The following is a 23,966-nucleotide window of genomic DNA, read 5'->3' on the forward strand; positions in this document are numbered from 1 at the left end:
CAGATAGACACTTCTGGCTCTCAAAAACGTCTATCTTATGATCTCCTACACTATTTTATGGTTAAATTTGTAACATATCCAATAATTAACAGTTTGAGCAAAAACTTGTTATTTGGAAGCTCAAAGCTCACTTTATCAAATAATATTAACAGTGGAAATAAACGTTATTACCCTTTTCCCCGATTTTTTTACCTCGGCACTGAATTCAAGTTTATTGGGTAGAGCTTTAAAAAAGCAAATCGCTACGGTTAATTTGGTCAATCCCCGGGATTTTACTACGGATAAACATCGTACGGTGGATGATGTACCCTATGGGGGGGGAGTGGGTATGGTTTTGAAGCCTGAGCCTATTTTTGCGGCGGTGGAGTCTATCCCGAATATTTCTCCTCGGGAGGTGATTATGTTAACTCCCCAAGGGCAAAGAATGGATCAAAATTTGTTTAAAGATTTATCTACTAACTATCAACAGTTAATCCTTATCTGTGGACATTATGAAGGTATTGATGAGCGGGTACAACATTTGGTAACTAGGGAGGTGTCTTTGGGGGATTTTGTGTTGACGGGGGGAGAAATTCCAGCCCTTACCCTCATTGATGGATTGGTACGTCTTTTACCAGGTACGGTGGGCAAAAAGGCTTCTTTGGAGCAAGATAGTTTTGAAAATTATCTGTTGGATTACCCTCACTATACCCGTCCTCCTGTGTTTCGAGGTTGGGAAGTGCCAGAGGTTTTACGTTCTGGAAATCACGGTGCGATCGCCCATTGGCGCCATCAACAACAGCTAGAAGCTACCCGCAAAAAGCGTCCTGATTTGTTAAGACAAGGACAAACAGCGGAAAAAGAAAAAAAGACGACCTAGGTAGTCGTCCATGAGCCATTATTGAGAATTTGCCCGAGCATCTTTCACCGCAAACACGAAAGCAACAATACTCAAAGGAATACTAAAACCCAATATCAACCTGGTGATGTTTTCCCCCAACTCTGGATTGCCCGAACTTAGCTCAAAAATACAGCCCACAACGGCGATCGCACTTATACAAGAAACGAGCAGTAATATACTACTCTTAGGAGTCATATACATACAAAAATACCAAAATTAATTATTAAAACCATGTACATTATTTTAATGGATTGTCGGTGCCATGATGAAGATTGAAGATTAATTATTTGTCTCACCATCAACCCTTTTTACCGAAACATCCACCGCATCTACATCAATGGTACCTTCAGGGGTAACCCTTTCAAAATGCCTATGATTAGCCACTAAACTTTCACCACAGCTAGGGCAACGACACTCTTTATTATTAAATCCCGCAAAAGTATAACCACACACAGGACAACTATCCTCCATCACATTTGCCTTTAGCCACCAACGAAAAGCCACCGCACCAACCACGGGGGCAATAATTAAAAAAGCAAGAAAAATTAACACCCCATTAATTACCCAATCCCAACCCACAATCGCCACAATGACAGTCAAAACTAACAATAATGAAAGACAGCCATAATTAGCATATCGAGGGTTAATTAAAATAGTTCTATAGTCTGGTTTCACTTCTAACTCCCATACTTTTACGGTTACTTTGAAATCTTTAAAATTTTGCCACAAATAATGTTGATGTGGCTTACCTCAATCTAACAATACAAGGGTAAAAACTGAACAAGGCAAGGGGTAAAATTTAACAAAGCAATGGATAAAACTGAACAAGGCAAGGAGTAAAATTTAACAAAGCAATGGATAAAATTGAGCAAGGTAAGGGGTTTAAACCCCTTGTTATCTTTCGTTGAAAATTTGATTATCCTTGAGAGTTTTTATGTCTTCGGCATCTTTCCGAGCAATATTTCACCTCATCCCAACACCTCTCCCACTTTTTACGCCATGTAAAAGATAAACCACAAACTGGGCATATTTTGGTGGGCAAATCAGATTTTTTTCTTTGTTTAGCCATAAAATATATTATTTTTTAAACAATTTAAAGCTAATATTATTAACTAGAAAAACTAAATAAATTGTCTAAGGTTTCCCATCCTAAACCCTTCCTAATTACCGTTGGTTCCGAACTACTTAGATCAAGAATAGTAGAAACTTTTAAACTAGGATCATCATCATTATCTATGATAATATCTACCAACTTTTCTAAGTGATCAAATAATCTTGCCTTTTCCCAATTATAAGAAGGATATTCTCCATCTTCATCGGATAAATGAGCAGAGGTGGAAATGATGGGATTATCTAAAGACTCCAATAAACTATGACAAATATTATTATTGGGTACTCTAATCCCTGTAGTTTTACGCTTAGGAGACATTACCAATTTTGGCACTAATTTAGTGGTAGGTAAAATAAAAGTATAAGGACCGGGGATAAGTCTTTTCATGATACGATAGGCTTCATCACTTACCACCGCATATTCCGAAATATGGGATAAAGAAGAGCATAGAAAAGTAAGGGGTTTATCACTAGATAATTGTTTAATTTGTCTTACCTTTTGCACCGCAGATTTTACATTTAAGTCGCAACCAATGGCATATACTGTATCTGTGGGATAAAGCATAATGGCGCCTTGTTTGAGGGCATCGGTAATTTGTTCAATCGATCGCCCTTGGGGATTTTCAGAGTTTAATTGATATATAGTAGCCATAGAATGTGTAATTAATCTTTACTAAAAATAATTATTTTAAAATTGGTCAGATGTCTAAAATTGCTTATTTACAATGCCCCACAGGAATTGCAGGAGATATGTTTCTCGGTGCGTTGGTGGATGCAGGAATGCCCCTTCAGTATCTCATCGATAGGTTAAAAAGTCTTAATTTGGGTGATGAATATAGCTTAACAGGGGAAGATGTACAAAGACAGGGACAAAGGGCAACAAAGGTTAATGTTAATTTAAAACACAACCATCATCATCACCACCATCGGCATTTACCTGAGATTGAGAAAATTATTACTCAGGCTAATTTACCTGAAACTGTTACTAATAATAGTTTAGCAGTTTTTCGGCAACTGGCGATCGCCGAGGGAAAAGTTCATGGCATCCCCCCAGAAAAAGTCCATTTTCACGAAGTAGGGGCAACGGATGCCCTCATTGATATTATCGGCACTTGCATCGGCTTAGATTACCTTCATATTAACACCCTGGAATGTTCTCCTTTACCCACAGGGGGAGGCACTATCAACGCAGCCCATGGGCGTTTATCTGTCCCTGTACCTGCGGTGTTAGAATTGTGTCAAATGGGAAAAGTACCTTTATATAGCAACGGCATTGACAAGGAATTAGTAACCCCCACGGGGGCAGCCATCGTTACTACTTTAGCCCAAAAGTTTGGTCAACCCCCCGCCATGAATTTACATAAAATTGGCTTAGGGGCAGGAAATCAAGATTTAACCATGCCTAATATTCTTCGTCTTTGGATAGGGGAAAAGCAGGAAGAAATGGAGGAAGAAACCGTGGCGGTATTGGAAACCCAAATCGATGATTTATCACCGCAAATTTTTGGTTATGTGATGGATGAGTTATTGCTATTGGGGGCAAAAGATGTTTTTACCCAACCTGTGGCTATGAAGAAAAATCGCCCGGGGGTATTATTAACGGTAATTTGTGATTTGGATAAGGTGACAGAGTGCGAGAGATTTATTTTTAGAGAAACTTCTACCCTCGGAATCAGAAAACAGATACAAACTCGCTCTATTTTGAGTCGTAATCTGAAAATGGTTAATACAAAATATGGTGATATTAGGGTAAAAATTGCTCAATATGGTTCGGAAGTTATTAATATTCAACCTGAATATGATGATTGTGTTTTAATAGCTAAAAAGTTACAAATTCCCCTGAATGAAGTAATGTTGGAAACAAGAAAAACCATTGATAATTAAAGTATTAGATTTAGGCTTATTTTTTTACAAACAAGTTTGTTTTAGTACAAAAAAAGTGCTATAAAATATTAGCTAAAAGCTATTTATTTATACTATTAAAAGCCTGTAGAATAGCATTAAAAAATTAATTATCAACTATCAATTATTAAATATATGTGGATTGTCAGGCATGGTAATAGACATGATTTTGTTTATCCTGAATGGTTTAATACGGCTGAAAAAAAATACGATCCCCCTTTATCAGAAGATGGCATAATTCAGGCTAATGTAGTGGCAAAAAAATTAAAAAATGAACCTATTAAACATATTTTTTGTTCTCCTTTTCTACGTGCCATCGAAACTGCCTACCCCATTGCGATCGCCCTTAATTTATCCCTTAAAATTGAATCAGGACTAGGAGAGTGGCATAATAAAGATTGGATGGATAGTAAACCTCTCACTCAATATCCTGATAACCTCGAAAAAAAATATCTCGATATAATCGATTGGAATTATCAACCACAAATATATCCCCCATATCCTGAAACCTTAGAGGAAATATATCAACGTAGTGCTAAAACCATTGACATCCTAAAAAACTATCCTAACTCTCTCATCGTAGGGCATAGTGTAGCAATCCAAGGGATGATTGTGGCTTTAGTCAAAAATGAATCTCAACCCATTACCATTCCCCTAGGTAGCATCACGAAACTAAAATTTATTAATAACCGATGGCAGTGGGAATTAAGGGCTGATACAAGCCATCTAAGCCATCTCCCACCACCTAAACTTGCCCAGTAGAGACGATGATAATGCCCCCACTAACGCAAAATTAACCAATGGTTTTTAAGACATCTTGGGCATGGGTACTGGTTTGTACACTACTATCTACATGGGTGATAACCCCTTCACCATTGATAATGTAGGTGACACGTTTGGCATAACCACCGCCATCCACATCATAGGCTTTAGTAATGGTTTTATCACTGTCAACCAAAAGTTGGAAAGGTAAACCATACTTTTCTTTAAAGGCTTTGTGAGACGCTTCGTCATCCACACTCACCCCCAAAACTACCATGTCTTTATTTTGATATTCTTCGTAGTTGTCACGGAAACTTTGAGCTTGTTTCGTACAACCGGGGGTATCATCTTTGGGATAGAAGTACATTACTACGATTTTACCCGCAAAATCCCCTAGGGAGACGGTATTTCCTTGATCATCCTTGGTGGTAAAGTCAGGGGCTTTGGTGCCTACACTAAGAGCCATAATTATAATTCCTATCTTTTGATTAATTTGCTACATGTTTATTATAACTTTACATTCCTTAATAATTCTTTTCTGGTTTACCCCACCAATTCGGGATAACCTGCATCTATCAGAGCTTTGTTTCTAATACGGCAGGAATCACATACTCCACAAGGTTTCTCTCCTCCCTGATAACATGACCATGTTTTTTCGATAGGCACGTTAAGGGCGATCGCCCTTTGTACTATTTCTACTTTCGACAACATTACAAGGGGAGCTATTAATTGAGGTGCTTTTCCCTCTACCCCTACCTTGGAGGAAAGATTGGCAAGATTTTGGAAAGCGTCCAAATATTCGGGGCGACAGTCAGGATAGCCAGAATAGTCCACCGCATTAATTCCCAAATAAATAGCTTCGGCGCCTTTGGCTTCGGCAAGAGAAAGGGCAATGGAGATAAACACCGTATTACGCCCCGGTACGTAGGTAGAAGGTATTTCTTCGGGGTTAACCCCATCTTGGGGAATATTCATGGTGGCATCGGTAAGGGATGACCCCCCCCACAAAGAAAGATTCACATCAATAATATAATGTTCTTTGATGCCCAAGGATTTTGCCACATTGCCAGAGGCTTCTAATTCCTTGAAGTGTTTTTGCCCATAACGAAATGATAAGGCAATTACTTCATAACCTTCCTTAAGGGCGATCGCACCGCTAGTGGCAGAATCTAAACCTCCTGATAATAATACAATAGCTTTTTTAGTCATAGAAAATGCAACATAAATTTAGTTAATAGTTTACCCAAACCACCGCAAAAAAAATTTCCCCCTCCAAAAACTCAGAAGAGGAAACAAACTACAAATAGGAGTAAAATATTAAAACAAAATTAACCTTCAGCACCAGAAGACACTTCATCAGTCATAGAACTTGCGAAACCGCCAGAAAGAATATCCGCTTCCTTCACAAATCCACTGTAAGCCTCCATACCGTGTTCAGCAATATCAAGACCTTTAATCTCATCTTCTTCATGAACTCTAATGCCAATGGTGGCCTTGAGGGCATACCAGAAAATAGAACTAGCTACAACGGTAAAACCACCAATGCTAAGAATACCAATGATTTGAGTAACAATGCTTTCGTCTCCAGTACCAAAGATACCCACAGCCAAAGTTCCCCAGATACCACACACTAAGTGAACAGAAGTAGCACCCACAGGGTCATCAATTTTAAGAACTTTATCAAAGAATGCCACAGAGAATACCACAATTACACCTGCGATCGCACCTATGATAATAGCACTGAAGTAAGTGACAGTGTCACAACCAGCCGTAATACCTACCAAACCAGCAAGAATACCATTGATAATCATGGATAAATCAGGCTTCCCATCCTTAATCCAAGAAGTAGCTGTAGCAGTTATACCACCCGCTGCCGCCGCCAAGTTAGTAGTCAAAGCGATATAAGGAACATTCGCAGTAGCCGCCAACTCAGAACCGGGGTTAAAACCAAACCAGCCAATCCAAAGAATAAGACATCCCAAAGTCGCAATACTCATATTATGACCGGGAATAGCATTTGCCCGACCATCAGAAGAATACTTACCCTGACGAGGACCAAGAATCGCCGCCCCCATCAATGCAGCCCAACCACCCACAGAGTGAACAATGGTAGAACCAGCAAAATCAGCAAAGCCTAAACCATCTAACCAGCCTTCACCCCAAGTCCAGTAACCAGTGATAGGATAAGAAATACCTACCAACAATACACTAAAGATTAAAAAAGCATCGAACTTGATTCTCTCCGCCACCGCACCAGATACGATAGTAGCGGCCGTTGCAGCAAAAGCTACTTGGAACAAAAACTCAATGGCAGGAGGAACCGCTTCAGGATACTCATCTAAGCCATAAGGTGCGCCACTTCCATCGAAAAAGAATCCAGCCAAACCGATGAAATCATTTTCACTGTTACCATACATGAATGCAAATCCTATCGCCCAATAAACGATGGTAGCAATAGCGAAAACGATTAAGTTTTTAGACAGAATGTTAACGGCATTTTTCTGACGACAAAAACCAGTTTCTAACATCCCGAAACCAGCATTCATGAAAATTACCAAAATAGAAGCCACCAACAAGAAAATAGAGTCTAAAACAACTCTCAATTCCTCTAGGGTTTCAGGAGGATCAAAACCTTGAGCTTGGGCGGAATAACTCCACACTACAAAAATTAAAGCACTGACGGGAATACAAGCAACCCAATAGGAAGGTAGCTTACTACGTAGCCATCCGATAGAATTTAGTATAAAACTGTCTTGATCATGAGACCTTGACGTTTTTTTCTTTGCTCTGTTTGACATTATCACCATAGTTTAATGAAAGTTTATCTAATTTTCTGCCTACTTAAGAAGAAGACTTAATGATTTAATTCAATGACTAATAGATATTCATATGTTTACCATCATTGTTTCTGTATCAAACAATACAATATCCTCAACATCTTAGAGAAATAGACTAAAAACAAGAAAAACACACCTTAACTGAGAAATAATACTATTACTATTACCCATCCATTGCTCTTCAAAAAAATAATGATGTTTGCAATTTTTATCTATTCAAAACCAATAATGACTCATGGTCAAACTTAGTTTTATTGAACTTAAAAAATAAGACCGTAGAATTTTTAACTTTCTCAATATGATGACTAACTAATAAATATTATTAATAAAATCTTTTTCCCCTAAACTAAAGTTGATATATTTTCTTATAAATAAATACCTTGACCTCTCAATAAAAGTTAATATGACCCTTTCATTTTATATAAGACAACATTTAAGCAAAAAAGATCATACTTACACAAACAACCCATAAAACAAGGATTATTAAAGAGGGATCAGTGAAAACACTTAATTATGACAACGTAATTTCAAATAATTATTTAGTTAAATTAATAAATGTAAAAAAAGTAAATATACTCATAGCTTTAGACAAATATAAATGTTATAAAAGTAATTATTAATACAGATAAAAATTATAATTTCAAATAAGTATATAAAGTAATATAGTTGTAATACTAAGGATATTTCTTAAACTAGGAGTAGAGTAAATGGTAATAATGACAATAAATGGAGATCTACAAGCCCAATATAATTGGGGAGAGAGAGACTTCTCCAAATTACAGCTAAGAAGAATTGACTTAAAAAATGCAGATTTGAAAGGGGCAAACTTTAAAGGCTCTGATTTTAGCTATGCAGATTTAAGGGGCGCAGATTTAAGCAAAGCAGACTTAAGAGATTGTTACTTTAACGAAGCAAACCTTACAGGTACAAATTTAAAAGGAGCGAACCTACAAGGAGCATACTTTATTAAAGCCTATCTAATTAGGGCTAATTTAAGTAAAGCGAATATCAAAGAAGCCTATCTAACAGGTAGCTTTGTCACCAAGGCAAACTTCACTAAAGCAGATCTTTGCGGTACTTTCCTTAATGGTACTCATATTGGTGGTGCAGACTTTCGAGGAGCAGTCTATGATAACTCTACCAGATTTGATAAAGGCTTTGACCCTACTAGCTTGAAAATGGTTGTTGTATCATCCTTTGAAGGAGCAGTTGCCCATAAAATCACCATAGCCGATGTGGTCACCAATTTTGAAGAAATAGCAAAAATTACCAGCCGTTATCTTGGGGGCATGATTACCTCTAAAAACTTTGAACAGTCGCGCCCTGATGGGGAATGGTTAGAACAATTCTCCATGGATAAAAACTGCAAAATTACCTTCACGGGCTCCCTAAACCATCAAGCAACCACCATACAACTTAAATGGCTAGAAAAATGGACTAACTCTTTTATTAGCAAATGCTCTCTTATTGTTCAGGATTTACCTAACATAATTGAAGAAAAAAGTTTAACGATTCAATCCTTACTAAAAAAATAGACTTTTCACTATAAATTCTATATTTAGTTAAGAAAACATTACAAAAATCTGATTATTGTGTAGAAATGTTTAAGAAATTACTACAGAGGAAAAAACACAGTTACACTATATTTAGGTTGGTTTTGAGATAGTTTTAAAATTGTACAAAACAAACATTTTAAGTAGCAAAGGACAATAATATCTATGACTTTTACACCTACAAAACCTAATCGTATAGTTGAGAAAATTTCCAAAAATCTTTGGAAGAATCAATACCCCAAAAAACATGATCACTACACCATAGAAGACTTCTTTCACTTCGACACCATCAACGGAGATATTACCGATTGGAACGAATCTCGTAACGTATTAGTAACCGAAGATTTTATCGTTGGTTTAATCGAAGGTTTAGAAGAAGAAGTCGGCCCTGCATCTAGTGTTGTAATGTACAACATTGGTAAGGCTTGGGGAGTCCGTGATGCTGACTTTTTCTGTAATTGGTTCCAAAAAGAATATGAATACCCCAAAGATGTTCATGATATGAATTTACTTTATGTCTTAGAAGCATGGTGGTGGCCTTTTACGACCCAAGGTTGGGGTAACTGGGATGTGGACTTGAGTGAGCAAAAAAATGGCTTTATGTTCGTTAATATTTTTGATTCAGCCGTTGCTCGTACCCTCGGAGACGTGGGCAAACCCGTATGTCACATCTACGCTGGATTGATGGCTGGATTTTTTAGCCGTTTTATTAATAAGCAGTTAAATTGCATCGAAATTCAGTGCTACTCCATGGGTGAAACCTATTGCAAGTTCTTGTTAGGAAAACAGGATCGCATCGATGCGGCTACCTTCTGGCACAACGAAGGGGCAGGGGCAAAGGATATTCAGAAAAAATTAGTCAACGGTGAATATCTTAAGTAATGGACTTTTTCCATAACTGTTTAATAATTACACAACTTCAACTAATCGGGAAAATTATATGAGCTTAACACCAACATTTTCTGACATCAGTGTTGAGCAATTCTTCTCCAACGCCAATTGGCGCGGTATTAAACGAAATCAACCTTCATCTGTTCCCACAACAACCCAAGAGGTAATTAATGCAGATGACTTTATTCCGAACCTTAATTTAAGAGTAGAAGAATTTTTCACTCACCATAACTGGAAGGGCATCAAAAAAATGGTTGCCTACACTTCCCATCTCAACAACACTGATAGTGATTCACCTATTATTACTAACCTTTCTTTACAGATGAAAGTGGGAGATTTTTTTCAAAGGTTTCCTTGGGCAGGAGTACAAACACAAGACCCTAAGACGAATATTGCCCAAAAACCAATTATCGAGAAAAAATTAGAAACCTCCACTCCTCCTTTCTCGGAATTGAAAATGAATGATTTATCTGATTTATTTTAACTAAGGATAAAACTATGTACCCAGAATTACAACAACTAATCCACGAAGCAGAGTTCAACTACTTACAAAGGGATGATTTAGAAACTTTTTCTAATTGCATCAATAGCCTTCAGAGCAAAATGGAAGTTTATCGCCTTTTAAGGGATAGGGAAATTGAAATTTTCCAAATCGTCGCTGATAAATTGGTAGCTAAATTTTCCGATAGTCAAGAAAAAGCCCTAGAAACTTCTTTACAACATTGGCTATTAATTACTAGATATAGCGCCATGGCAATGTTACTTAATAATCCTGAATTTCTGGAACGTCGTCTTTTGGAATGGCTAACGGATATTGTTCAGGCTAGGGAGTCTCAATCCATTGACTCCGCAGTTCATTCTCTGTTAGTTGCAGAACTAAAAAATTTCCTTAATGCTTCTCAGATGAATGATTTAGAGCCGTTTTTGAATCAAGCTAAGGAATATTTAGTTAAAGATGGCGTAAGGGTTTAAAGAATATTTAGATATAGGAGATAAATTAATGATTTCTATTGCAGATTTAGTCGAGAAAAAACCGCTTAAGGGTAATTATTTTTCCCCTGATGCCTATGTACAAGGTGATTTTGAGTTGGGACTACTAGAAACCCGCCAAGGTTCTCGTTTAATTGCCCTGCCCGAGGTGCTTTTACAGGGAATTTATGACGGTTTGGAGGAGGAAATTGGACAGGCTTCTAGTGTGGTACTCCATAATTGCGGTCGTTGGTGGGGGAAAAGTTTTTATCGTCGCTTTATCAATGAGGTGAGCGAATATTATGAGCGTCCCCTTGCTCAAATGGAGATGGCGGAGTTTATTAGTTGCCTCAAACAATGTTGGAAAACCCACGGTTGGGGGGTGGCAGAATTTGATTTTGATTATTATCCCCAAGGTTTTATTGTGGTGAAAACGATCAATTCTCCTTTTGCCGCCGCTGCTCCTAAGGATAAGCATTTTTCTTGTCAACCCGAAGCGGGAATTTTAAGTTCCTTCTTTAGTCAGTTGACGGGGGAAGATTTGGGCTGTGTACAAACTAGCTGTGAGTCGATGGGGGCTGAGGCTAATTATTTTGTCATTGGTTTGGCAGAAAGAATTAAGTTGACGGAAGGATGGTTAGAGGAGGGACATGATCATCCAACTATTATGGAGCGGCTTTCCCGTAGTGAGATGACCAGTTTATAATCTTTTTGCAAAAATAAGTAGTTGAGTTTTTAGAGGTTTATTTAAAAGTTGTGGCAAAAACAATCAAGTTAGATCCTATCGGTACGGAAACGGCAATTCAGACTAATGATAATCTTTTATCTGGTTTGCTAAAAAATGATTTGGATGTGATGCAAGAGTGTGGAGGACGGGGTATGTGTTCCACTTGTCACGTTTACATCAAGGAAGGAATGGACAGTTTATCGCCCCTTAATCGTCGGGAAAAAAGAACTCTGGAGGTGATTACTACTTGTAAGATGAATTCTCGTCTTGCTTGTCAGGCTAGGGTTATCGGCGAGGGGGTGGTGGTTGAGTTACCTTCTGGGATGTATTTGAGCCAAATTGATGATGTGGATGCTTTGATTGGCAGACGCGCTCAGAAAAATATTCTTCACCCTATTTCTGGAAAGATTTTGGTGGAGGAGGGTAAGTTGATTACTCGTTCGATGATTTCTCAGCTACAAAATACTAAGGGTGAGGTTAATAGTTATCTTGCTCAAACGGAAGATGTTGTTTAATTTTTAAAATATAGGAGTTGCTGTTATGTTAAAACAATTTGCGGATTTAACGGTTGAGGCTGATGGACGCTATGCACAGGATTATGAGTTAAGGTTTTTGGATAACTATTTTGCTACTAAGGATTTACGCATGAGTGCCTATGTCAAAATTAGGGATGGTGCGGAGGATATTATTGAGGCGGTTCGGATTGGTAAGCAAAAACGTAATCCTGAGTTTAAGGATTTTTATGTAACTTGTAAGCGTGATATGGTCGATTTGTTGCGCTATTCGGCGGCGGCTTTGTTGTTTGATGATATGGAGCGTTTACGTACTAATATGTTGCTCTGGTTTCAAACTATTTCTAAGGCTTATAAGTTTGAGGATGATAATGTTGATACTTATGATGTGATGCTCAAGGCTATTGCTGAGTTTTTGACTCCTGAGGAGGCTAAGTTGGCTATTCCTATTTTTGAGCTTAATTGTGCGGTTTTGGTTTAATTTTTTATTGTTACTATTTAAGAGAGGTTTTAAGGTTATGGATAAGCAAGTTGATGTTTTGGGTTATGTGGGTTTAGGTGTTACGGCTCTAGGTGCGATCGCCTCGGCGGTTACTGGTCAAATCATTCCTTTATCGGTGGCTTCTACGGTGGGGGTTGGTTGTAATGTTTTTAGCCGTAAGCAGTCGGAGGAAAGATTGATTGACGCTTTTAATGCTCAACAACAAAAAATAGAGTCTCTATATACCATGGTGGAAGCTAATCATGGGGAATTGAAGGAGGCGATGGTGATGGGTAAGGCTGATTTTGGTAATCAGATAGAGGATTTGAAACTAGGCTTTAATGAGCGTTTAAACAATGTTAGGGATAGTTTAGACCAAAATGTTAGTGCTTTGAATGCAGAGACTAGGGAGATAAAGGAAATTGTTAGTAATTTACGTCAGGTAGAAAGCCTATCCCAAGAGTTACGGGTTAAGCCTAATTCTGCTATTTTCTTCTTTGAAAGGGGGAATAGTTATAGTAAGCTGGGCAATGTTTCAGGGGCGATCGCCGATTATACGGAAGCTATTAAGCAAGATAGAGATTATGCGGAGGCTTACCATAAACGGGGTATTTTATATTTAGAATCTGGAGAAAAACAAAAAGCTGTGGATGACTTACGTAAGGCTTCTTTACTATATTTTGAAAAAGGAGAAATTGACAGTTATCACCAAGCCAGAGAAATGAGTAGAAATGTCCATGAAATCAGTTCCCATGGTAATGGTAGCAATGGCAAAATGTTGATCGGGACAAAGTTATTTTCTTAGTTTTTATTTATTTTTGTGGGGTATCAGGGAGCAAGGGGTTTAAACCCCTTGTTAAAAATTAGTTGCAAAGTCGGGAAATAGAAGGGCTTTTTTATTGTAAATTTTTTCGATGCTTGATCTTTTTTTATTAAATACTGATAATTTTTTGTCTGATTTACCCTATTTGAGATCTCTTTTATCACCAGATGAATTGGATAAAATCCAACGTTTTAAGAATAAAATACAGGGCGATCGCACTTGTATCGCTAGGGCAAATCTAAGGATTCTTTTAAGTAAATATCTCAACATAAATCCAGATAAAATTAGTTTTAATTATAGCCAAAAAGGAAAGCCTTTTTTAGAAAATTATCCCCATTTATATTTTAATTTATCCCATACTGATAACTGGATTGTTTATGGCATTTCTGACCAATTAATAGGGATTGATATAGAAAATATTAAAAAAAAAGTTAAATATAAAGAACTAGCTAAAAGATTTTTTTGCCCTAGGGAATTTAACTTAATCATCAAACAAAATCAAGAAAATGAGCCAAAGCTATTTTATACCTTATGGACAGCAAAAGAAGCCTATTTAAAAGCCACTGGGGAAGGTTTATCTGGGGGGCTAGATACTATTGAATTAAGTTATAATTTCTTGAGTGAAGAAGTGGAGATTATTTCTGCAAATATTAGAACAAAATGGCAGATAAAAAACTTAAAAGTAGAGGATGATTACTTGGTTTCGGTGGCGATAAAAACTAGAAATATGTTACCTGAGCAGTTGACTTTTAAGGAAGTAAAAGAAATAGGTTTTTTCTCTTAATCGTTGTTAGATTATCAAAGGTTTAAATGACTACTATTCATTAAAGTGTCGTATTACAAATACCATAAACAATTGTCAATTTTTATGGTGGGCATTGCCCACCCTACCGTAAATTATATTTAGCTATTAGTTGCTTGAAGTCTAGCTCTTGCTTTTTTGTAATTAGAGTTTGCTTTGATTTGTGCTTGGCGATCGCCACTAGCATTAGCAGATTTTAGCTCATCCTCAGCGGTTTCTAATTCACCTTTGGCGCTTTCTTTGTCGATGGATTCTCCTAACTCAGCACCATTAACGAGAATTTTGACCTCATTATTTTCCACCTCAGCAAAACCACCCATCACAGCGATGGATTTCCAATCTTTTTCGGTGCGTACTCTCAAAACCCCGATGTCAAGGCTAGTTAAAAGGGGAGCGTGATTAGTTAAAATCCCTAACTGTCCAGTGCCACTAGGTAAGATTACCTCTTGAGCATCTTGATCCCAAACAGTCTTGTCTGGAGTAATTACTCTTACTGTTAAAGTCATAATTGAAACTAAAAATTTAATACTTATAATTTTATTTTTCTTGAAAAAAGGAAAGACAAAATTAATATTTTCCTGCCTTTCCTTCCATAATCACTCCGAATAATTAACCCGTGAGTGTCTTGCTAGTTGTCCTTAACCTTTGAGCTTTTCACCCTTGGCGATCGCCTCGTCAATGTTACCAACTAAGTAGAAAGCCTGTTCAGGTAAATGATCTAATTCACCAGAGAGGATTCTTTGGAAACCTTTGATAGTATCTTCGAGGGAAACATATTTACCGGGGCTACCAGTGAATACTTCAGCAACGAAGAAAGGCTGAGACAAGAAACGCTCAATTTTGCGCGCACGGTCAACAGTTAAACGATCTTCTTCAGATAATTCATCCAAACCAAGAATCGCAATAATATCTTGTAACTCTTTATAACGTTGTAAAGTAGATTGTACCGCACGGGCAGTGTTGTAATGCTCTTCACCCACAATACTAGGCTGTAACATGGTGCTAGTAGAATCTAAAGGATCCACCGCAGGATAAATACCCTTAGAAGCTAAACCACGGGATAATACAGTAGTACCATCTAAGTGAGCAAAGGTAGTAGCAGGGGCAGGATCGGTTAAGTCATCCGCAGGCACATATACCGCTTGGATAGAAGTAATAGAACCATCTTTAGTGGAGGTAATACGCTCTTGTAAATCTCCTACATCAGTACCTAGGGTGGGCTGATAACCTACCGCAGAAGGCATTCTACCGAGAAGTGCAGATACTTCAGAACCTGCTTGTACAAAACGGAAGATATTATCAATGAATAGTAATACGTCCTGTTTACTTACATCACGGAAGTATTCCGCCATGGTAAGAGCCGATAAACCCACACGCATTCTAGCTCCGGGGGGCTCGTTCATCTGACCATAAACGAGGGCGATTTTGGAGTTTTCAGGGTTTTCAGAATCAATTACATTAGATTCAATCATTTCATTGTAAAGGTCATTACCTTCCCGGGTGCGCTCGCCCACACCACCAAACACAGATACTCCACCGTGTTGGATAGCGATGTTATTGATAAGTTCCATCATAATAACGGTTTTACCAACTCCAGCACCACCAAACAAGCCAATTTTTCCACCTTGACGATAAGGAGTTAATAAATCAACAACCTTAATACCAGTTTCAAATACGGTAGGTTTAGTATCTAAATCTGTGAAAGCAGGGGCTTTGCGGTGAATAGGGGAGGTTTCAGTGGTGTTAACAGGACCTTTATTGTCCACGGTTTCACCTAGAACGTTAAAAATACGTCCCAAGGTAGCTTTACCCACAGGTACACTAATAGGCTTACCTAAGTCAACAATTTCCATTCCTCTTACCAAACCATCGGTAGTAGTCATAGAAACTGCACGAACTTGGTTATCACCTAAAAGTTGTTGTACTTCACAGGTTACTGCAATAGGTTGTCCTGCTTCGTTAGTGCCTTCGATACGGAGCGCATTATAAATACGGGGAAGATTGCCGCTAGGAAATTCAGCATCAACCACCGGCCCAATTACTTGGGTGATTTTACCGACGTTAGTTTTTTCTTTTGTTGCAACCATGCTGATTTTTTGTGTTATTTACTTTCGTAAAGTTTAATTTATAATAAAATTTGCCACCTTTAAGATTATCATGCTGTGGCATCAATCTTCTACTAATTCCCCATAGTTATTGAGTTATTTTTGAGTAACTTTGGTAATAAATATCAATTTCCGTCACCATTGCCCATTCCCTATTCCCTATTCCCCTAAAATTGTGTTAAGTAGTCTAAAAAATCCCCTTGTCAAAGAGATACGCAAGTTACAACGCCCTGCCGAAAGACATCGGCAAAATCTTTGTTTGTTGGAGGGGACAAATTTGTTGGAGGTGGCTTCTCAGGTTAACTATCCCCTTGACACCCTATTATTTACGCCTCTGTGGCAGAACAAAAATTATTTACTTGCCCAAAGTTTACAAAATCAAGCCCAAAGGGTGGAAATTGTTAGTGATGAAATTCTTAAGTCCCTTGCGACTACGGTAAATCCTGATGGGGTATTGGCTACTGCACCCCGTCACCATCGCCAAAATCAAGATCCTGAAAATATTAAGTTGGGGGTTGTGGTAGAAAGATTACAAGATCCTGGTAATTTAGGCACTATCATCAGGTCGAGCGTAGCCATGGGGGTAGATATGTTGTGGTTGAGTGGGGATAGTGTGGATTTGGATAATCCTAAGGTGATGAGGGCTTCGGTGGGGGAATGGTTTAGGGTTAATGCGAGGGCGGAGGATAATTTAATGGGTTTGGTGGCAGGTTATCGGGAAAAGGGTTATCAAATCATTGCTACTTCCTTGGAGGGGGATAAAACTCCTTGGGAAATAGATTTTTCTTTACCAACAATTTTGTTAATGGGTAATGAATCCCAGGGTTTATCTTCTGAATTAGCGTCTTTGGCAACCCATGGGGTAAAAATTCCTTTGCTTAACGGTGTGGAGTCCCTCAACGTGGCGATCGCAACGGCTATTTTTCTTGCAGAATCCCAAAGACAGCAGGGAATAGGTAAAAAATGATAGAGCAATACGATCCCCCTAAATCCCCCTTAATAAAGGGACTTGGCAATAATAAATATAACTCATAGTATAAAAAACGCTATAATTTTTCACTATCAATTATCAATTATCTTAAGCTATGCTCCCCCGTTTACGGGCTTCTTTATAGGAAACACCCACATTGCGCACCCCATATCTTAACATCTGATCTTCGATGAGGGAAAAAAATTGAGTGCGATCGCCCCCTTTAACCACCGCCAAATTATGGGCTTCAGCGAGGGCAACGGGATAACCAAAACCTTTATCGATTTGGGTAAGGGTAATACTCAGGGCTTGATTTAGCAGTTTTGAGTCCTCTGCTACCCACTGGGGAAATTCCACTCTAGCCACCTCTGCTCCGCCGTGAAGGTAACAGAAATGGGTTTTTTGACTTTCAGGGTATAAATCTAAAATGCGGGTATTACTACGGAAAATTGCACTTCTTTGGCGAGGTTGTAAAATTTTATTCCATAAACTGCTATCCCGCAGAGGCTCTATTTTTTGACAAGGATTTTTTTCATTATCCAAGGAGCAATAATTGCTACAATTCGGCACATCATAGGTACAAGCCATAAGACGCAAAAAACTAATGGCTTCGGTGCTACGGGATGCACTGATATAACCCACGATGGGAATTTTACTTTCTCTTAATTGCTCCCAAGATTCGATGACGGGGTTTAAAATTTCTTCCCTAGCCTCGGTGGGCAAACTATCCAAAAACCAGTAAGCCAATGAGCCATCTGTCATGGCTAAATTAGGGATATTATAATGGGCACCGGGGGGATTTACCCATGTACAAGCCATCTCCGCTAATATTTGCACTTCTTTGATGGTGCGCTGATACCCCATCCATTCTTCGGTACGAATGCCCCATTTCCTTGAGCCGTAAAGGTCTTCTGTTTTATAATAAATTTCGGGAATGCTATCGAGTAGGGGATGAAGATTTTGCCCATAGTGAAGCATTATCCTACCAATATTAATTAGGTAGCAATAGATTATTTCGTGGTGGGAGGGGGCTATTTGGGAGCCATCACTGGAAAAAACACTATGGTTGGACGGGGCATCGGGTATATCGATGGCGGTGTCTAAGGATTCTACGGGAGTACCAGGGGAGAATATCAGGCGATCGCCCCATACTTCCTGTGCTTTAATTAGCTTATCCTGATGTTTATTTGCTTCAAAAAAAAGTTTTTCTGCCATTTCTAGCCGTTTCAGACTAGCTTGTGCATCTTGTTGCATTTGTTGCCCTATGGGGGGCATTTGTCGGGCTAATTTGGCTATATCAAGCATTTTCAGGGCAATGGGGAATAGGGAATGGGCAATGGAGATTAATTAAAAAAGATTGCTCCTAGAATAATTAAACCAAATGCGAGACGATACCAGACAAAAATCCAAGTTTTCTTTTTTTGTAGGAAGCGAATTAACCAAGCGATGGCAAGGTAAGAAAAAATGGCGGAGGAAATAGTGCCTACAACCAAGGGCATTATGGATTCACTGGTTAAATTTACGGTTAAAACGTCTTTTAATTCCACTAAACCCGCTAGGGTAATGGCAGGAATTCCTAACAGAAAAGAGAATCTAGCCGCCGTAGAGCGTTCTAAATTTATAAATAATCCAGCGGTAATGGTTGAACCTGAACGAGATACACCCGGTATCAGGGCTAGGGTTTGGGCTAATCCCATCAGAATACCATCTTTGATCGAAAGGTCATCAAAATTCCTTTTGGGGTAGCAAAATTTTTCAGCCACAGCAAGGAGGATAGACATAATTATAGAGGCAAGGGCGATCGCACTCAACCCCCTCACCGCAGAGCCATCAAAATCATCCACAAATAGCTTAATACCCAAACCTGCAACACAGATAGGAATAGTACCAACCAGAATCCCCGTACCGATTTTAAACTCATGGGTATCATAGTTTTTTGTTTGCCATGCCTTGAGCATTCCAAGGGTTAAATCCTTTAAATCCTGCCAAAAATACCAAATAACCGCCAAAATACTACCCAATTGGATAATAGCAGTAAAAGCAACCCCCGGATCTCCCCAGCCCAGTGCCATGGGTACTACCTTTAAATGGGCAGAGCTACTAATGGGCAAAAATTCCGTTATTCCCTGCACAAAACCCAAAAAAAACGCCTGAAAAAAATTTAATGGGGGGTTATTTATCTCAACCACCAAATCTTGGGCGACACCAACCCCTTGACTTAATACCACTACCATCAAGCCACCTAAAATGCCAGAAACCCAAGTAAAAACCGATGATTGAGACTTTGTAAACATTGAATAAGTAATAAATAATTCAGTAATTGAGCAAGGAAAACCAATTAGACTGTCATTGTCTATGGTCAACGGTGCATTGTCAATTAATTTACTTTAAAATTTCCTTAATTTCTTGGGCAGAAGCCATATCTCCCCTCTGTTGATAAATTAATTCCGCTTTTTTGAGCATTTCTTGGGCTTCATCATGGCGATTTCTTTCCTTGAGAAGCATTCCTAAACGGTGATAACCATAGGGATTTTGGGGAGCTATTTCGATAAACTGACGATAAGCTACAATGGCCATAATATTATTGCCTTGTCTTTCCAATACCCTAGCAATACTACCATGGGCAACCACGGAGTTAGGATCTATATTCGCTGCCCTTCTATAGCCACTTAAAGCCATTTCCCAGTCTTCATTTTGTTCATATAACATTGCCATTTTCAAGATGACATTGGCATCACTGAGGTTACTGACGTGTAAACTTTCTAATTTTTTTAAACCCTCAGCGGCATCGCCCTGTTGAAAATAGGCTGTGGCTAATTTTACTTGCAAGTCTGTATTGTGGGGAAATTTACCGATAGCTTCCGTTAAAAGTGCGATCGCACTTTCATATTTACCCTGCTGATACAAAGAAGTCGCCATCATATCATAGGCAGTCTCATCGGTGACATTCAAAGCAAGAATTTGTTGATAATGTTTTGCCACCGCCTCATGTTGTCCATTTCTAAGGGAAATTACCCCTAATGCTAGGTGATACTCCACATTATTCGGCTCTAACTGTAAAGCACGACTATAAGCCTTCATAGCTTCACTATCATCACCACTTCTAGCGAGGGTATAACCCAAAGCACCGTAAAAATTAGCATTATCAGGCTCAAGGGAAACCGCTTGACGATAAGCCCTAACCGAAGCAGGAAAATCTCCATTACTTGCATACAAAAAGCCCATTCCTGAAAAAATACGGGCATTAGTCTCATCAATACTAGAGGCTTGACGATAGGCATTCAGGGCGTTATTTAAATCTCCGCTGTCAATATAACGCCTACCTTGGGTTAGTAACTCATAGAGTTGCTCTTTTTGTTGGAAACTAAGCTGTTTCGCTGCCTTCTGTTGTGCTTCTGCCGAAGACATTAAACCAAGTAATCCTGTACTAGCAACTACTAATGAAAGGGTTAATTGACTCAGAAATTTTCTGTTCACTGTTAATAAATCTCCACGTTGACTTAATGAATCTTAATAGTAGCAAACCCAAAAGTCAAATGGGGGAGATTTTTTTATCGAAAAAGGGAAGTGAGGAAATTAAACTAACAAAAAATAATCGTGTCAATTATCCACACCCAAGGGCTAACTCCCACTATTCACATAGTTTTTTGCCTCCTCGGCTACGGCGTCGGATTTGTCCTGTGTTAACTTTTGTAAAGTAGTTTGAGCTTTTTCTCCCCCCAATCTTCCCAAGGCTTGGGCAAGACGGTGGCGTATTTGCCAATCATCGTTATCCACAAAAGGCACAAGTAAATCTATGGCTCGATTATCTCCCAATTCACCCAATGCACTGATAGAGGCGGTTTGAAGCAAAGCATTGTTAGAGTTGAGAGCTTTTTCTAGGAGAATAAATCCTCGAGTATCCCCCAATTCTCCGAGGGCCGCCACAATACTAAATTGAATTAACCAATCATCGGTACTGTTATATACTTTTTCCAAGTCTGGATAAGCCTCCGTCATTTTTAGTCCTGCAATGGCATCCGCCGCTGCCGCTCGCACATCGGACTCAGGATCGTTGTACAATCGATCTAACAATACTTCTTTACTTTTGGCTAAATCTGCTCCCCCAAGGGTGTCTAGTTGCGACACCGCTGCATATCTTACCCTGACATTATCATCTTTAATCACGGGGATAATTAATGCAAAAGCATCATCAATGGACAGATTTCTTAATTCATTAATGCCCCTGATGCGATCGCCAAAATCCTCGGAATAGAGAAGTGCTTTAACTGATTCTGGTGTACTACTCATATGTATATTTTTTTTATTATGGTTTGTAATTAGTAACCTTGATAAGAGTCTGATTAATCATTCATGAAAAATTTAAAAAAATTGAAAACTAACAACCAATAAAGTAAAAATACTAGATTATAGTGCCTGTTGCGTCATATTCTATAATTAATAATCCATTACTACTATAAAAGTATTTAATTAATTATCCAAAGCCATCGCCTGAATAATATCCCCTTGGGTAACAATACCAACCACATTATCATTACCATCAACCACGGGTAAACGACTAATTTTTTTCTCATGGAGAATTTGAGCTGCCCTTTTTACCGTATCATCGGATTTAACGGTAATAGGTTTATTCGTCATTACTTCCCCTACCGTTTGCCCCAGGGCTTTATGGATTTCTTTTTCATAGCGTCCAGGATTTTGTAGATAAATAACACTATCTAAAATCATAATATAGGGGGGAGGTTCAACCCCAGTTTCTTGCCACATTAAATCAGTCTCCGAAATTACCCCTACCAATTTATTCTCCTTATCGACGACGGGTAAACCACTTAATTTTTTCTGAGCCAAAATAGTAATGGCATCTTGAAGGGCAGTATCAGGATTCACCGTGATGGGTGAAGGTGTCATTATGTCGCCAACGGTTTTATTCATTTTTTTATATAAAAAAGTATCTTAATACTCTTAATTTTATCAAAATCGAGGGCTTGATAAACAAAACCGTTAAATAATTAACAAAATGTTGATTATGGATAGAAGTAGTTGACAATGAACAATTATCATCTTTTGCCTTGATTCCCCTGAATTAGAATAAAAATCAAGCCTTAATTTCCCAAATATCTAAAATGCTTGAATACCTTTAAATTCTGATTTTTGAGCGTTGGCTGATTCTCCACAGGTGCGAGGAGTCGGAAAGATTTTGTCAGGGTTAGCCAATCCTTTGGGGTTAAAAGCACTTCTCACATATTGCATGGTTTCTAAGTCTGCTTCGGTAAACATATCCGCCATATAACATTTTTTATCACTACCGATACCATGTTCCCCTGATATGCTACCCCCTACTTTTACACAAAGTTTGAGGATTTCTCCCCCCAATTCTTCTACCCTTTCAAAACTTCCTTCTTCCGCTTGGTTGTATAAAATGAGTGGGTGCAAATTTCCGTCCCCTGCGTGGAAAACATTGGCGATGCGGTAGCCATATTGTTCTCCTAAGGCACTTATTTCGCTTAATACTGAGGCTAATTGCGATCGGGGTACTACTCCATCTTGCACAAAGTAATTAGGGCTAATTTTGCCCATGGCGGCAAAGGCGGCTTTTCTACCTTTCCACAATTTAAGGCGGGTGGGGGCATCCTCAGCACAGGTAATGGTTCTAGCACCGCACTTTATACAAATTTCCCCGACTTTTTCTTTATAGTTTTTTACCTCTACTTCTAAACCGTCTAATTCAACTAAAAGAATGGCTTGGGCATCCCGAGGATAACATTGAGTAGCCACAATATCTTCTACGGCATTGATACTAAAATTGTCCATCATCTCCATGCCTGCGGGGATAATTCCTGCTCGAATAATTTCGGCAACGGCGTTTCCTGCTTCTTCGATGCTGTTAAAATCTGCTAAGACTACGGAGATGGAATCGGGGGTTTTCAGTATTTTGAGGGTGATTTCTGTGGCGATGCCTAGGGTGCCTTCTGAGCCTACAAATAAGCCTGTGAGGTCATAACCCGGAGTTTCTGGCACTTTAGCTCCTATTTTTACTATATCTCCTTCTGGGGTGACGATGGTTAAACCCAAGACATGATTAGTGGTGGTGCCATACTTTAGGCAATGGACACCCCCCGAGTTTTCGGCTACATTGCCCCCTATAGAACAAATGATCTGACTAGAGGGATCTGGGGCATAATAAAATCCTGCTCCCGTGACGGTTTGGGTTACCCAGTTATTGATGATGCCGGGTTGTACTATTATTCTTTGGTTTTCATAGTCAATGTCTAAGACTTCTCGCATACGGGCAGTAACGATTAATACGCAGTCCTCTACGGGTAGGGCCCCCCCTGATAATCCTGTACCTGCCCCCCTTGCTATCCATGGGATGTCGTTTTCATGGCAAATACGGGCGATCGCACTTACTTCCTCTGTGGTTTTCGGTAGGGTAACAAGGGCAGGGCGTTGACGATATTGGGGTAAGCCATCACATTCGTAGGTGAGTAATTCTTCTTTACGTTTGATAACCCCTTTTTTACCTAAAACCGCTTCTAGTTGCTTGATAATCGGTTGCCACTTATTACGAGTAATGCTGAGAACCATGGACTTTGTTGATCCTTAAAAATAGCTTTGAGTAAGATCATAGCATCCCATAAACTA

28 protein-coding genes are annotated in these 23,966 nt (G+C 38.8%); 13 read left to right on the top strand and 15 right to left on the bottom strand.

The features are described from left to right. Positions 1 to 151: 151 nt before the first annotated feature. A complete protein-coding gene (trmD, locus tag ACXITR_RS10880; protein WP_457997244.1) occupies positions 152 to 859 on the top strand; it encodes a tRNA (guanosine(37)-N1)-methyltransferase TrmD in 708 nt (235 codons plus the stop codon). 18 nt (positions 860 to 877) lie between these two features. Here trmD and ACXITR_RS10885 read toward each other — a convergent pair whose 3' ends face one another. The 4 genes from ACXITR_RS10885 to ACXITR_RS10900 all read right to left on the bottom strand — a co-directional run bounded on the left by ACXITR_RS10885 (position 878) and on the right by ACXITR_RS10900 (position 2,642). Then, the gene (locus tag ACXITR_RS10885) at positions 878 to 1,075 is read right to left on the bottom strand and encodes a hypothetical protein (protein ID WP_457997245.1); all 198 of its coding nucleotides are present in this window, start codon (positions 1,073 to 1,075) and stop codon (positions 878 to 880) included. 84 nt (positions 1,076 to 1,159) lie between these two features. Further along, positions 1,160 to 1,609 (bottom strand): hypothetical protein, encoded by a 450-nt coding sequence (locus ACXITR_RS10890; protein WP_457997246.1) that lies wholly within the window; start codon positions 1,607 to 1,609, stop codon positions 1,160 to 1,162. A gap of 187 nt (positions 1,610 to 1,796) precedes the next feature. Further along, positions 1,797 to 1,949 carry a DUF2256 domain-containing protein gene (locus tag ACXITR_RS10895; RefSeq protein ID WP_457997247.1) on the bottom strand — a complete coding sequence of 51 codons (153 nt, stop codon included), beginning with the start codon at positions 1,947 to 1,949 and terminating at the stop codon, positions 1,797 to 1,799. Between the two features lie 39 nt (positions 1,950 to 1,988). Then, a complete protein-coding gene (locus ACXITR_RS10900) occupies positions 1,989 to 2,642 on the bottom strand; it encodes an L-threonylcarbamoyladenylate synthase (RefSeq protein WP_457997248.1) in 654 nt (217 codons plus the stop codon). Positions 2,643 to 2,692: 50 nt separating this feature from the next. Between ACXITR_RS10900 and larC the strand changes: the two genes are divergently transcribed. Together larC and ACXITR_RS10910 are read left to right on the top strand one after the other, a co-directional pair. Next, positions 2,693 to 3,874, top strand: a complete 1,182-nt coding sequence (gene larC, locus ACXITR_RS10905) for a nickel pincer cofactor biosynthesis protein LarC (RefSeq protein ID WP_457997249.1) — start codon at positions 2,693 to 2,695, stop codon at positions 3,872 to 3,874. A 153-nt stretch (positions 3,875 to 4,027) separates the two neighbouring features. Further along, positions 4,028 to 4,654, top strand: a complete 627-nt coding sequence (locus ACXITR_RS10910; protein ID WP_457997250.1) for a histidine phosphatase family protein — start codon at positions 4,028 to 4,030, stop codon at positions 4,652 to 4,654. 31 nt (positions 4,655 to 4,685) lie between these two features. On the opposite strand, the gene ACXITR_RS10915 is transcribed toward ACXITR_RS10910, so the two are convergent. The 3 genes from ACXITR_RS10915 to ACXITR_RS10925 all read right to left on the bottom strand — a co-directional run bounded on the left by ACXITR_RS10915 (position 4,686) and on the right by ACXITR_RS10925 (position 7,452). Beyond that, positions 4,686 to 5,120 (bottom strand): peroxiredoxin, encoded by a 435-nt coding sequence (locus ACXITR_RS10915; RefSeq protein ID WP_457997251.1) that lies wholly within the window; start codon positions 5,118 to 5,120, stop codon positions 4,686 to 4,688. Positions 5,121 to 5,197: 77 nt separating this feature from the next. After that, entirely contained in the window at positions 5,198 to 5,863 is a 666-nt protein-coding gene (gene queC / locus ACXITR_RS10920; protein WP_457997252.1) for a 7-cyano-7-deazaguanine synthase QueC, read from the bottom strand. A 119-nt stretch (positions 5,864 to 5,982) separates the two neighbouring features. Further along, complete coding sequence (locus tag ACXITR_RS10925) at positions 5,983 to 7,452, bottom strand: ammonium transporter (RefSeq protein ID WP_457997253.1); 1,470 nt, start codon at positions 7,450 to 7,452, stop codon at positions 5,983 to 5,985. 746 nt (positions 7,453 to 8,198) lie between these two features. Between ACXITR_RS10925 and ACXITR_RS10930 the strand changes: the two genes are divergently transcribed. From ACXITR_RS10930 to ACXITR_RS10970, 9 genes are all read left to right on the top strand, one after another. Then, the gene (locus ACXITR_RS10930; RefSeq protein ID WP_457997254.1) at positions 8,199 to 9,026 is read left to right on the top strand and encodes a pentapeptide repeat-containing protein; all 828 of its coding nucleotides are present in this window, start codon (positions 8,199 to 8,201) and stop codon (positions 9,024 to 9,026) included. 183 nt (positions 9,027 to 9,209) lie between these two features. Further along, positions 9,210 to 9,926 carry a V4R domain-containing protein gene (locus tag ACXITR_RS10935; protein ID WP_457997255.1) on the top strand — a complete coding sequence of 239 codons (717 nt, stop codon included), beginning with the start codon at positions 9,210 to 9,212 and terminating at the stop codon, positions 9,924 to 9,926. Positions 9,927 to 9,984: 58 nt separating this feature from the next. Next, positions 9,985 to 10,419: a hypothetical protein gene (locus tag ACXITR_RS10940; protein WP_457997256.1), complete on the top strand. Its 435-nt coding sequence runs from the start codon at positions 9,985 to 9,987 to the stop codon at positions 10,417 to 10,419. A 14-nt stretch (positions 10,420 to 10,433) separates the two neighbouring features. Next, complete coding sequence (locus ACXITR_RS10945) at positions 10,434 to 10,907, top strand: phycobilisome protein (protein ID WP_457997257.1); 474 nt, start codon at positions 10,434 to 10,436, stop codon at positions 10,905 to 10,907. Positions 10,908 to 10,935: 28 nt separating this feature from the next. Continuing rightward, the gene (locus tag ACXITR_RS10950; protein WP_457997258.1) at positions 10,936 to 11,610 is read left to right on the top strand and encodes a V4R domain-containing protein; all 675 of its coding nucleotides are present in this window, start codon (positions 10,936 to 10,938) and stop codon (positions 11,608 to 11,610) included. Between the two features lie 50 nt (positions 11,611 to 11,660). Further along, positions 11,661 to 12,146 carry a 2Fe-2S iron-sulfur cluster-binding protein gene (locus ACXITR_RS10955; protein ID WP_457997259.1) on the top strand — a complete coding sequence of 162 codons (486 nt, stop codon included), beginning with the start codon at positions 11,661 to 11,663 and terminating at the stop codon, positions 12,144 to 12,146. A 25-nt stretch (positions 12,147 to 12,171) separates the two neighbouring features. Continuing rightward, the gene (locus ACXITR_RS10960; protein WP_457997260.1) at positions 12,172 to 12,624 is read left to right on the top strand and encodes a hypothetical protein; all 453 of its coding nucleotides are present in this window, start codon (positions 12,172 to 12,174) and stop codon (positions 12,622 to 12,624) included. A gap of 37 nt (positions 12,625 to 12,661) precedes the next feature. After that, positions 12,662 to 13,429, top strand: coding sequence for a tetratricopeptide repeat protein (locus tag ACXITR_RS10965; protein ID WP_457997261.1), 768 nt, complete (start codon positions 12,662 to 12,664; stop codon positions 13,427 to 13,429). Between the two features lie 109 nt (positions 13,430 to 13,538). Continuing rightward, positions 13,539 to 14,231 carry a 4'-phosphopantetheinyl transferase family protein gene (locus ACXITR_RS10970; RefSeq protein ID WP_457997262.1) on the top strand — a complete coding sequence of 231 codons (693 nt, stop codon included), beginning with the start codon at positions 13,539 to 13,541 and terminating at the stop codon, positions 14,229 to 14,231. Positions 14,232 to 14,350: 119 nt separating this feature from the next. Here ACXITR_RS10970 and atpC read toward each other — a convergent pair whose 3' ends face one another. Further along, on the bottom strand, positions 14,351 to 14,755 hold the full coding sequence (gene atpC, locus ACXITR_RS10975) for an ATP synthase F1 subunit epsilon (protein ID WP_457997263.1): 405 nt from the start codon (positions 14,753 to 14,755) through the stop codon (positions 14,351 to 14,353). A gap of 132 nt (positions 14,756 to 14,887) precedes the next feature. Further along, complete coding sequence (gene atpD, locus ACXITR_RS10980) at positions 14,888 to 16,336, bottom strand: F0F1 ATP synthase subunit beta (protein WP_457997264.1); 1,449 nt, start codon at positions 16,334 to 16,336, stop codon at positions 14,888 to 14,890. Between the two features lie 193 nt (positions 16,337 to 16,529). Between atpD and ACXITR_RS10985 the strand changes: the two genes are divergently transcribed. Beyond that, on the top strand, positions 16,530 to 17,321 hold the full coding sequence (locus ACXITR_RS10985) for a TrmH family RNA methyltransferase (RefSeq protein WP_457997265.1): 792 nt from the start codon (positions 16,530 to 16,532) through the stop codon (positions 17,319 to 17,321). Between the two features lie 111 nt (positions 17,322 to 17,432). Here ACXITR_RS10985 and ACXITR_RS10990 read toward each other — a convergent pair whose 3' ends face one another. The 6 genes from ACXITR_RS10990 to glcD all read right to left on the bottom strand — a co-directional run bounded on the left by ACXITR_RS10990 (position 17,433) and on the right by glcD (position 23,909). Beyond that, complete coding sequence (locus ACXITR_RS10990; RefSeq protein ID WP_457997266.1) at positions 17,433 to 18,629, bottom strand: DNA double-strand break repair nuclease NurA; 1,197 nt, start codon at positions 18,627 to 18,629, stop codon at positions 17,433 to 17,435. 38 nt (positions 18,630 to 18,667) lie between these two features. Then, a complete protein-coding gene (locus tag ACXITR_RS10995) occupies positions 18,668 to 19,618 on the bottom strand; it encodes an undecaprenyl-diphosphate phosphatase (protein ID WP_457997267.1) in 951 nt (316 codons plus the stop codon). 88 nt (positions 19,619 to 19,706) lie between these two features. Next, complete coding sequence (locus tag ACXITR_RS11000; protein WP_457997268.1) at positions 19,707 to 20,801, bottom strand: tetratricopeptide repeat protein; 1,095 nt, start codon at positions 20,799 to 20,801, stop codon at positions 19,707 to 19,709. Between the two features lie 144 nt (positions 20,802 to 20,945). Further along, positions 20,946 to 21,614: a phycobilisome degradation protein NblB gene (gene nblB, locus ACXITR_RS11005; protein ID WP_457997269.1), complete on the bottom strand. Its 669-nt coding sequence runs from the start codon at positions 21,612 to 21,614 to the stop codon at positions 20,946 to 20,948. Between the two features lie 180 nt (positions 21,615 to 21,794). Continuing rightward, entirely contained in the window at positions 21,795 to 22,256 is a 462-nt protein-coding gene (locus tag ACXITR_RS11010; protein ID WP_457997270.1) for a CBS domain-containing protein, read from the bottom strand. A gap of 186 nt (positions 22,257 to 22,442) precedes the next feature. Then, positions 22,443 to 23,909 carry a glycolate oxidase subunit GlcD gene (glcD, locus tag ACXITR_RS11015; protein ID WP_457997271.1) on the bottom strand — a complete coding sequence of 489 codons (1,467 nt, stop codon included), beginning with the start codon at positions 23,907 to 23,909 and terminating at the stop codon, positions 22,443 to 22,445. Positions 23,910 to 23,966 lie beyond the last annotated feature (57 nt).

Source organism: Cyanobacterium sp., assembly GCF_054166785.1.